Here is a 9,420-nt window from a genome sequence, read left to right as displayed (position 1 = left end):
AGTCTTTTTCTGTGTGGTCGAGAAAATCAGAAACCCGTATTTTCCGAAGCTTATCGCTCGCTTTCCGTGGGGCGGGAATCGAGCCTCCTCATTCGCTACGCTCACTGCGGGGTCTCTCAAACCCGCTGAACCCACTGGAAAGATAAAGTCGAACTACGTGAGACATTATCTTTGCGAAAGTAATGCGCAGCATTATTGAGCAGAATGGTTTACGAGCGAACGCATCTCCAAATACTGAGATATAATGTTGTTTTTTGAAAGTAGAAAGGTGATCTCTTTTTTTTATTCATAGAGTATCAAAAGCTTCTCCAACACTCTGAAAAAAGAAGCGAGAACTTTACGCGTCTTTTCCAGATGGCCATTCCGATTTCAGCATGCCGTAGACGACACTGTCGACGAAATGATCGTAAAGCCATTCTCCTTGGCGGATCACACCTTCTTCCGTAAAGCCGAGGCGGATTGGGATGTTGCGGCTTTTCTCGTTGCCGACCGCTGCACGGATCTCGACTTTATTGAGCCCGCGCTCCGTTAGCGCATAATCTGTCAGCGCTCCCGCTACCCTTGTCATGATGCCTTTTCCCTGGTATTCGGTATCGAGCCAATAGCCAATATAGGCCGTCTGTTTCGCTTCATTGATTTCGTTAAAACCGGCGATTCCGGCCAGTTCGCCGCGGTAGACGATCGCGCAATTCAAGCTTTTGCCGAGCGCGAAACTCTCTGCGCCCGACTGGATGAAGTTTTTCGTATCCTCAACAGTTTTCGTGTGATCGAGCCACGGCAGCCATTCCTTCAGTGCAGCACGCGAACGGTCCGTCAATTCAAAAATCCGTTCCGCGTCTTGCATCTCGACCAATTTCAACGCCAACTCTTCATCAATCTTATATACAAACATCCCACTTCCCCCTTTTTTGAATTATCCATAAGCTTAGCATATCCAATATCTTACAAGGATTTATTTTCTTCGAATTAAAAAAGACGCAATTTTCAGTTATATATCGTAAACTGGAAGAAAAGAAAGCGAACGGAGTGAACGCTTATGTTCTGGCTCTTTATTGTCCTCGTCGCTTTGATGGTCGTGCTCATCATCCTGTGCCTTGTGCTGTTTTTCATTCGCCATAAACCGCATGAACTGCCCGCTCCCCACCACGAAGCACAATTATTGAAAGAACGTTTTTCGCGTGGCGAGCTGTCGGAAGACGAGTTCCGCAAGCGCATGAAAGAACTTGAGCAAAAGCAGGGGCTGCGCAAAAACGGATAGAATTTACTGGCCTTTGTTTATTTTTCCGCCAGTCGGGAAATCCAAGGAATAAGCGAATGAACATAATTCTTATAGGAGGTTTTACGGAATGGTAGAACATGCAAAACACGCAGAACTGTCCAAGACGCTCCATGACTGCATGGTGGCGTGCAATCATTGCTTCGATGCTTGCCTGATAGAAGACGATGTGAAAATGATGGCTGAGTGCATCCGGCTCGACCGCGAATGCGCAGACATGTGTGCATATTTGGCACAAGCCATTGAACGCAACTCACCGTTTGTCTCACAACTCGCGAAAGTATGCGCGGAGATTTGTGAAGCATGCGGAAATGAATGCAAAAAACATGACCATGACCATTGCCAAAAATGCGCGGAAGCTTGCTTGAAATGCGCAGAAGCTTGCAGACAAGTGGCATAAGAAACACGCGTTCGGCTGAACTGCCGGGCGTTTTTTCATGGGAGAAATGAGGGGACATGATGACAAAACGCATATTGGTTGTTGGTGCCGGCATCGGCGGATTGACGGCTGGTTCCTTGCTGGCAAAAGAAGGCTATGAAGTGACCGTGCTCGAAGCTGCAGCAGAACTCGGAGGCTGCGCCGGAAAATACAAGCGCCATCCGTATTTATTTCCGGTCGGCGCCACGCTCGGCATGGGACTCGAGCCTGGCGGTATTCATGAACGCGTATTCCGCTGCATCGGAAAGCAAATGGAACTCGAACCGCTCGAGTATTCATGAACGCGTATTCCGCTGCATCGGAAAGCAAATGGAACTCGAACCGCTCGAGCGGGTGATGGAAATGATCCATCCGACAGGCACCTTCGTTTTCCATAAAGACCGAAGAAAGCATATGCGGGAACTTGCTAATCATTTTCCAGAGCATAAAACCGCCATCCTATCGTTCTATGCGGAATTGTACCGCACGGCGCGCATCACCCGCACATTAATGGGGCCGCTGCCTGCGCTGCCGCCAGTCAACGCGCGGGAATGGGCGGCGCTCACGAAAGCTTTGCGCCCGGTTCATTTGCGCCTGCTGCCAAAATTCCAGCTGACACTTGGCGACGTATTGAAAAAGCACGGTCTCGACGAACTAGATGCGTTCCGCCATGTGCTCGATGGGCTGTTGATCGACAGCATGCAGACGACAACAGAAGATGTCTCGTATCTGCTTGCGGCAGTGGCGCTCGATATTTACCATGAAGGCGCTTATTACGTCCCCGGCGGCTTGTACCGTTTTGCGGAATTAATGGCGGACAGCATTAAAGAAAACGGCGGCACAGTGAAAAAGCCGCGCACCGTCCAGACGCTCGAACATAAAGATGGTGTTTGGCATGCCAGCGACCAGCGCGGCAATTCGTACGAAGCGGATGCCGTCGTCTTCAATGCGCCGATCCAGTTATTGACCGAGCTGTTGCCGGTCGATCATCATCACCGGTTAAAGCGCCCGCTGCAAGAAGGCATCAGCACCGAAACCTGGACGACTTTGACTTTGTATTTGGCGATCGACGCGGAGAAACTGGCAGAACCCCTTCCCGATTTTCGCCAGCTCTCGAGCGGTGCGGCTATGGACGAAGGGCATCATTTCTTCATGTCGGCCTCGCGGATCGATGACCGGCTGCGCGCGCCCGAAGGCTTCCAGACGGTGACCGTTTCGACGCACTCGAAGCCGGGCTATTGGCAGTCGCAGGAAGATTACGAAGCGATGCGCACCGAGCTTTCAGAACGCATGCTCGACTTGATCGAGCAGCATATCCCGGGCTTCCGTTCGGCGATCGTCCATGTCGAAAGCGGCGCACCGCTCGCCTGGCAGCATTATACCGGACGGCCGAATGGCTATGTGGGCGGTTTCGCACAGACTTTGGATGCGGCTTTGTTCAAATCCATTTCGCATCATAGCGGGTTGCCGGGATTGTATTTGACAGGCGACCATATCTTCCCGGGCGGCGGCACGATCGGCGTCGCTGCAAGCGGCATCCATTGCGCTCGCTCGATTTCCGGAAAAGCTTTGCTGACGTAAAAAACACCCGTCCTCAAGTTCGAGGGCGGGTTTTGTGCGTTAAATATCTTGTTTCGGCAGACGGATGCTGACGCTTGTTCCGGCTCCTGCTTTGGAATCAAAAGCCAACGAACCGTCGTGCAATTCGACAATTTCCCGGACAACCGCCAAGCCGATGCCTGCCCCGCCGCCAGTCCGGACGCGCCCTTTTTCAGCACGGTAAAAGCGTTCGGTGACATGCGGCAAATGTTCTTCAGCAATGCCGCTTCCCGAATCGATGACTTCGAGCAGCGCTTCACCGTCCGATGCCGACAAGCGGATCAAAATTTCTCCCAATGGTTCGGTGTAAGCGATCGCATTGTCGAGCAGGTTAATGAGCACTTGCAGCAGCCTGTCGCCATCGCCTTCAATCAACAGTTCTTCGTCCAGTTCCGCCCGGACGCGGAGCTGTTTTTTGCGCCATTCGACTTCCGTTTTTTCAACCGCTTCCCGGACAATTTCAGCGAAAGCGAGCAGTTCGGTGTTCAATTGCCCGTTGCCCCCTTCGAGCCTCGTCAAATCAAGCAATTGATTGACGAGCCGTTCCATCCGTTCGGATTCGCTGTACAGGATGGCGGCGATTTTCGCCTGGTCATCGGCAGGCTGCTGGAGCAGTTCGCTATAGCCTTTAATATAGCTAAGCGGCGTCCGTAATTCGTGTGACACGTTTTGCAGGAATTCGCGTTTATCTTCATCCTGCGCTTGGATCGAGGCGGCCATCTTCTCGAACGAGCGCGCCAGTTCTCCGACTTCATTGTCAGCAGTCACGCCCGTACTCCCTTCGAAACGGCCCGCTGCCATACGGTCAGTAGAAGCTCCGAGCGCTTCGAGCGGCGCCGTATATTCGATGTGGATACGCCGGCGGATCCATAATAGGGCCACGAGCGCCAACACGCCGGCCGCGATGAGCACCGGCAGAACATTGAGGAAAGCTTGCAATAAATCCGACACCGGCCGGTAGACGAGCGCGACGGCAGTCAATTCACTGCCCGTGATGATCGGTACCGCTGCACCGATCAAATCTGAGCCAAGATATGCATTTTGGCGTTCGATGATGACCGTTTCCCCTTGTGACAAGCGCTCGCGTTCCTCGAATGTGATGATGACGTCTTCTTCAGGCGCCTGCAACGGCAAAGCCGAACCGAGCACCATCGGATTGTCGACCGTCACCGCATCAAGCCCCGCTTCTTCCAAAAATTTATGGATCGAATCAAGCGAGCCCTCGTCGTTTTCATACGCATTCGCCAACGCCCCTGCCATCTCCACGAGCTGCGCACGCTCGCTGTCGACATAGACAGCATCGTAAATGGAGATCGCCACAAACGCCAACAGCGCAATTCCCGCCAAACTGATACCTGCAAACAGCCACCACAATTTCGCATTGATGCCTGTCATCCGGCCACCACCTTATAGCCGAGGCCCCATACGGTTTCGATCGCCGCACCGGCATCGCCGAGTTTGATGCGCAAAGTCTTGATATGAGTGTCGACGGTCCGTGTCGTTACATTCAAGGCCTGCTCGCCCCACAGCTTCTCCATCAATTGTTCACGCGAGAACACTTGCCCGGCATGTGCCAAAAACAGCGCCAATAAATCAAACTCCTTGCGCGTAAGTGTGACTTGCTTGCCGTCTGCGGTCACGCGGCGCATCGTTTCGTTCAATTCGATGCGACCATTGGATAGTACGGGCTCCGGTTTGAAGGCCGCCCCTTTTGCGCGCCGCAATATCGCTTCCATCCGCGCCAGCAATTCGCCGCGGCTGAACGGCTTCATCAAATAATCATCAGCACCGGCGCGCAGCCCGTTGATTTTATCGGCTTCACTGCCGGCGATCGCCGTCAGCATCAAGATCGGCACGTCCGAAAACTCCCGCACTTGCCGGCATACGGAAAAGCCGTCCTGTCCCGCCATCATGATATCCAAAATGACGAAATCGATGCCGCCTTCGCGGATCCGCTCGATGCCCCGTTCGCCAGTTGACGCCTGCTGGACCAAATATCCCGCTTCAGTCAGCGTGCGCTCCAGCAAGTCGCGCATCGTTTGTTCATCGTCGATTACGAGAATGTTCATGGCTGCGCCTCCCTGATCACCATGGCGTGCGGCCCGGATGACACCGGAATTTCCGACAGCTTTTCGAAACGCTCCGTATCGATGACGGTGACTTTATCGCCGTCCAGGCTGCTGACGTATAGACGTCCCGCCTGAAGTGTTCCGTAATACGGGTTGTCTGCAACGGACATGCGTGCTCGTTCGGTCAAATCTGCCCCGAGCGCGACGACTTCGTGAGAACCGTGGTTCAGGACATAGAACGAATCGTCGTCCGCGAGCACTTCGATCGGCATCAAGCCGACGTCGATGCGTTCCGTCACTTCCCTATCAGCCAAGGAATAATTCACCAATTCCCGGTTCAATTCACCACTTGGGCCGTGGCCGCCGACCAGGAGCTTGCCGTCCGTATAAGCGAGCCCGTTCGGCCGGTCGATGATGCGATGGCTGGCCGTGATTTCCAATGTTTCAGGATCCATTGCCTGCACGCTATGGCCGTAGACATTCGCTGCGAAAATGTTGCCGTCACCGTAAGCCAGGCTTTGGGGATGTTCATCCGTTTCCGCCGTCGCTTCGATTGCGAACGGCTCGACCGAAACTTTCGACACGCGGTCTTGTGTCGCATGCGCTGCGTATAAAGCGCCATCCACTTCCAGCAGCTTCGATACGCCCATCCCGACTTCCCCGATGGCATCAAGTGCTTGCGTCTCGAAATCGAATGCGTACAATTGCTCTTCTTCGACCGACGACAAAATGAGCCGCCCATCGACCATTGCCAAATCCGATGCGACAAAAGGCAATTCCAATTCGCCGACGATGTCCTCAGAATCCGCATCAATGACCGTCAGCAACGGCTGCTTCAAATGCGCGACCAAGATCAATTCGCCTCCGTCATCCGGAAATACATATAATTCTTTTTCGCTGCAGCCTGCAAGCAACAACACCAGCAGCAACCCGAAGATCCAAGCTTTCATTTTCCTCATCCTTTTTCAATCATTGATGAAAGTATACAACGAAATTGTGAAATCCATTTGAAATCCGCTCCACGCATAATAAAAAAACCGGAAGGCGCCCCTTCCGGTTTGTCAATCGTTATTGTACTTGCCCTGCATCTAAGATTTGTGTCCAGCTTTCACCGGCATCCTGCGTCATCCAGGCATGGCCTTTCGCTGTATAAATCGCCAGCTGCTCCGCATTATCTGGATGCTGCGCAACATAGACAACACCGTCTTCTGTCATCTCCGGCAAGGAAATCTCCTCTTCGCCGCCTGACAAATCACGTTTCACGAGTTTTGCCTGTTCACTGTACGTAGCGTAATAAAGCGCATCTTCACTGAAGAATGCAGCGGTCCCAAGTTCGTCTTCCGTGATGCGCGAAAAGCTCTCGCCGCCGTCTTCAGACAAAAAGATGCCTTGGTTCGACGCCGCTGCGATCATCATCGAATCGTCGGGATGCATCGCAAGATACGTCACTTTCCCGTCCAACCCTTCTGCTGCTGTCTGTTGCCACGTCTCTCCGGCATCGTCGCTTCGGTGGAAGCCGGTTTCCATTTCGGAATTCGCCTGCGGATTGAAGACAAACAAATTGTTAGTATTATAGCCGACTGCCATTTCATGAAAATCCGTTTCTCCTTCGAATCCAAGGTCTTCGAAAGTTTCTCCCCCGTCATCGCTGCGTTTGATGCCGAGTGGATTTTGCATGCCGGATTGCATGTCAGGATGCCCTGACGACACAAAACCGGTAGCTGTCGCGTTAAAGCCCATGAAATCATGGTATTGATCTTCTATTTCTGTCCAGTTTCCATCACGATGCACTTTCAAGCCGTGATGCGAAGCGAAATACAATCCGCCGTTTTCTTCGATATAGCCCATGCCATGGACATGATCCATCACGCCGTCAAACGGGACTTCCAGCTCCATTGCCGCACTATCTACAGCTGAAGCCGTTTCGGTTTCCTCAGCTGATTCAGTTGCCGTGTCGCTTGGATCTTCTGTTTCCTCTTGAGCCGTTTCTGCGCCGCAAGCTGAAATGAACAGCCCGGCTGCGATCACCGGCCATAACCAGTTTTTTTTCATCGCTCGATCTTCCTCTCTGTTGTGCTATTTCTATAGTTTCATGGTCCGAATAAAAGGTCAACTAATTGCGCAAGATGCCCCTTACGCTGAAGGCGATGCCGTGTCGCTCGCGGCTGACCATATGGAAGGCATGGAAGGCGCAAGTGCAGCAGTCGACAGTGCTGAAGAAACGACCGTCTACCTGGTCGATTTCGAAAATACCGAAACCGGAGAATCAGTCAGCAACCATAAATGGGTTACAGAAAGCGAATTGACCGCTGAGTAACCAAAAGAATGCCTGGAATTTTCATCCAGGCATTTTTAATTTGCCGAAAAAGCGATCTCCCCACGGCATACAGTCAATTCCACCTCCAGCGCTTCCGTCAGCAGCACGAGATCAGCGTCCATACCGGCCGCAATTTTACCTTTTTTGGAAAGGCCGAGCGCCTTAGCGGCATTGGCTGAACTCATCTGGACCAGTTCTGGCAAACTGCATTTACACAATTCCTGGACATTCCGGATGGCACGATCCATCGTCAATACACTGCCGGCGAGTCTGCCATTTTGAATCCTTGCGCCCGTTTCATCGACCACGACGGCCTGGCCGCCGAGATCATACTTTCCGTAACCGAGGCCTTTGGCGCGCATCGCATCGGTAATCAAAATCAAGCGTCCTGCCCCTATTTGTTGATACGCAAGCTCCACCGCTGCCGGATGGCTGTGGATCAAATCCGCAATCAATTCGACACGGAATCGCGCATCCAACATGGCCGCGCCCACCACACCGGGTTCGCGGTGATGAAAGGCCGACATTTGATTGAATAGATGGGTCATGTGCTGCGCTTTTGACGCGATTGTTTGTTCATAAGTCGCTGCCGAATGCCCGATGGAAGCAATGACGTCCGAGTCAACGAGTGCCTGAATGAATTCTTCCGCCCCATCGAGCTCGGGCGCCACCGTAACGATGCGGATGTTGCCGCCGCTCAGCGCTTGCCAGCGTTTGAATAACGCAAGGTCAGGCTTGCGGAAATGTTCAGGGTTTTGCGCCCCTGCCTGTTCCCGAGACAGAAACGGCCCTTCAAGATGAATCCCGAGCAGTTCCGCTTCCCCGCTCACGCTTCCATGCTTCCCGGCCGTTTCCACAGCACGGGCGATTTGATCCGCGGTTTGTGTCATCGTTGTCGCAACAAATGCCGTCACGCCTTCTTCTGGCAAAGCCTGCGCCATTCCCGAAAGCGCCAGATTGTCCGCATCCATGACGTCGAACCCGTTCGCGCCGTGTACATGGATATCGATAAATCCGGGCATCAAGATTTTTCCGCGACCGTCAATTTTTCTGGCGCCTGATGAGATTGAGTCACTCACTTGCTGGATGCGCCCGTCCGCGACCAGCACATCCGCCCGCTCCGCAAGATCCACATTGACTACTAAAACATCCTTGAATAGTAAGTCTTCACCCACTTCGAGACCTCCTCCTGTCAAAATGATCCGCATCTTTCTTTTCTCCCACATCTCACTTGCTGTCTTTATGGCCATTATACAGGATGACGCTGCTTGTCCTGTCTATTGATGAATGAACCGGGCGGGAGTTGCAGCAATATTGAAGATATTGAGGGTTTGCTGGTCGAATTGTTTCGAGGTTTCGAATGGTGCTTCGTCTTAACTATTCGCCGCCCGGCTTTGGGTTGGCCTCTTGCCGTAAGCCAGGAAGAGCGCCTGTCTTAAGGCATCGGCTCACCCTTGGCGCTGGGCGGCTGAGAGATTTCATTGTGCGAAGACTGTTTAAGTAGATCTGCTTCTTTACACGTTGCCGGCTAGCGGGGGAATCGCTTCCTGCGATGGTGCGTCCGACAAGTTGATGCTTGAATAGGCGAGCTTGTTGTTTTGTATAGTTCAAACTCGTAATATTCCATTCTTTGACCTGTTTAAAGCAGCCTATAGAACAGGATGCATTTCCCCGCTTCACTTTAAATGGAATGAAAAAATGCTCTCCCACTCTAAATATAGAGACGGAGTGGAAGGGGGCT

General features: G+C 52.6%; 10 protein-coding genes and 1 pseudogene. 5 read left to right on the top strand and 6 right to left on the bottom strand.

The features are described from left to right. Nucleotides 1-337 precede the first annotated feature (337 nt). Nucleotides 338-892 carry a GNAT family N-acetyltransferase gene (locus tag ON064_RS15120; RefSeq protein WP_274625425.1) on the bottom strand — a complete coding sequence of 185 codons (555 nt, stop codon included), beginning with the start codon at nucleotides 890-892 and terminating at the stop codon, nucleotides 338-340. A 144-nt stretch (nucleotides 893-1,036) separates the two neighbouring features. On the opposite strand from ON064_RS15120, the gene ON064_RS15115 reads away from it, so the two are divergent. The 4 genes from ON064_RS15115 to ON064_RS15100 all read left to right on the top strand — a co-directional run bounded on the left by ON064_RS15115 (nucleotide 1,037) and on the right by ON064_RS15100 (nucleotide 3,275). Beyond that, entirely contained in the window at nucleotides 1,037-1,258 is a 222-nt protein-coding gene (locus tag ON064_RS15115; RefSeq protein WP_274625424.1) for an SHOCT domain-containing protein, read from the top strand. A gap of 88 nt (nucleotides 1,259-1,346) precedes the next feature. After that, a complete protein-coding gene (locus tag ON064_RS15110) occupies nucleotides 1,347-1,676 on the top strand; it encodes a four-helix bundle copper-binding protein (RefSeq protein WP_274625423.1) in 330 nt (109 codons plus the stop codon). 59 nt (nucleotides 1,677-1,735) lie between these two features. Continuing rightward, a complete protein-coding gene (locus ON064_RS15105; RefSeq protein ID WP_274625422.1) occupies nucleotides 1,736-1,996 on the top strand; it encodes an NAD(P)-binding protein in 261 nt (86 codons plus the stop codon). Further along, nucleotides 1,935-3,275, top strand: a complete 1,341-nt coding sequence (locus tag ON064_RS15100; RefSeq protein ID WP_342455353.1) for a phytoene desaturase family protein — start codon at nucleotides 1,935-1,937, stop codon at nucleotides 3,273-3,275. The genes ON064_RS15105 and ON064_RS15100 overlap by 62 nt, the downstream gene beginning before the upstream one ends. Before the next feature lie 39 nt (nucleotides 3,276-3,314). On the opposite strand, the gene ON064_RS15095 is transcribed toward ON064_RS15100, so the two are convergent. The 4 genes from ON064_RS15095 to ON064_RS15080 form a co-directional block, all read right to left on the bottom strand. Further along, the gene (locus tag ON064_RS15095; RefSeq protein WP_274625421.1) at nucleotides 3,315-4,688 is read right to left on the bottom strand and encodes a sensor histidine kinase; all 1,374 of its coding nucleotides are present in this window, start codon (nucleotides 4,686-4,688) and stop codon (nucleotides 3,315-3,317) included. After that, nucleotides 4,685-5,362 (bottom strand): response regulator transcription factor, encoded by a 678-nt coding sequence (locus ON064_RS15090; protein WP_274625420.1) that lies wholly within the window; start codon nucleotides 5,360-5,362, stop codon nucleotides 4,685-4,687. Before ON064_RS15090 ends, ON064_RS15095 begins: the two co-directional genes overlap by 4 nt. Then, entirely contained in the window at nucleotides 5,359-6,312 is a 954-nt protein-coding gene (locus ON064_RS15085; protein WP_342455352.1) for a YncE family protein, read from the bottom strand. Before ON064_RS15085 ends, ON064_RS15090 begins: the two co-directional genes overlap by 4 nt. A 118-nt stretch (nucleotides 6,313-6,430) precedes the next feature. After that, nucleotides 6,431-7,414, bottom strand: coding sequence for a F510_1955 family glycosylhydrolase (locus tag ON064_RS15080; protein WP_274625418.1), 984 nt, complete (start codon nucleotides 7,412-7,414; stop codon nucleotides 6,431-6,433). Between the two features lie 67 nt (nucleotides 7,415-7,481). Between ON064_RS15080 and ON064_RS15075 the strand changes: the two are divergent. After that, nucleotides 7,482-7,679: pseudogene (locus ON064_RS15075) on the top strand (YdhK family protein); the annotation flags it as partial. Nucleotides 7,680-7,714: 35 nt separating this feature from the next. On the opposite strand, the gene nagA reads toward ON064_RS15075, so the two are convergent. After that, nucleotides 7,715-8,854, bottom strand: a complete 1,140-nt coding sequence (gene nagA, locus ON064_RS15070) for an N-acetylglucosamine-6-phosphate deacetylase (RefSeq protein WP_274625417.1) — start codon at nucleotides 8,852-8,854, stop codon at nucleotides 7,715-7,717. Nucleotides 8,855-9,420: the final 566 nt, after the last annotated feature.

It is taken from the genome of Planococcus sp. A6 (genome assembly GCF_028823615.1).
GTDB lineage: Bacteria > Bacillota > Bacilli > Bacillales_A > Planococcaceae > Planococcus.
Note: the sequence above shows the minus strand (reverse complement) of the source record. Positions and strands in the feature narration are given on the sequence as shown.

Bases quoted from the DNA above. Each gene is read 5' to 3' on its own strand.
- ON064_RS15120 (WP_274625425.1), bottom strand. From the start codon at position 892: ATGTTTGTATATAAGATTGATGAAGAGTTGGCGTTGAAATTGGTCGAG.
- ON064_RS15115 (WP_274625424.1), top strand. From the start codon at position 1,037: ATGTTCTGGCTCTTTATTGTCCTCGTCGCTTTGATGGTCGTGCTCATC.
- ON064_RS15110 (WP_274625423.1), top strand. From the start codon at position 1,347: ATGGTAGAACATGCAAAACACGCAGAACTGTCCAAGACGCTCCATGAC.
- ON064_RS15105 (WP_274625422.1), top strand. From the start codon at position 1,736: ATGACAAAACGCATATTGGTTGTTGGTGCCGGCATCGGCGGATTGACG.
- ON064_RS15100 (WP_342455353.1), top strand. From the start codon at position 1,935: ATGAACGCGTATTCCGCTGCATCGGAAAGCAAATGGAACTCGAACCGC.
- ON064_RS15095 (WP_274625421.1), bottom strand. From the start codon at position 4,688: ATGACAGGCATCAATGCGAAATTGTGGTGGCTGTTTGCAGGTATCAGT.
- ON064_RS15090 (WP_274625420.1), bottom strand. From the start codon at position 5,362: ATGAACATTCTCGTAATCGACGATGAACAAACGATGCGCGACTTGCTG.
- ON064_RS15085 (WP_342455352.1), bottom strand. From the start codon at position 6,312: ATGAAAGCTTGGATCTTCGGGTTGCTGCTGGTGTTGTTGCTTGCAGGC.
- ON064_RS15080 (WP_274625418.1), bottom strand. From the start codon at position 7,414: ATGAAAAAAAACTGGTTATGGCCGGTGATCGCAGCCGGGCTGTTCATT.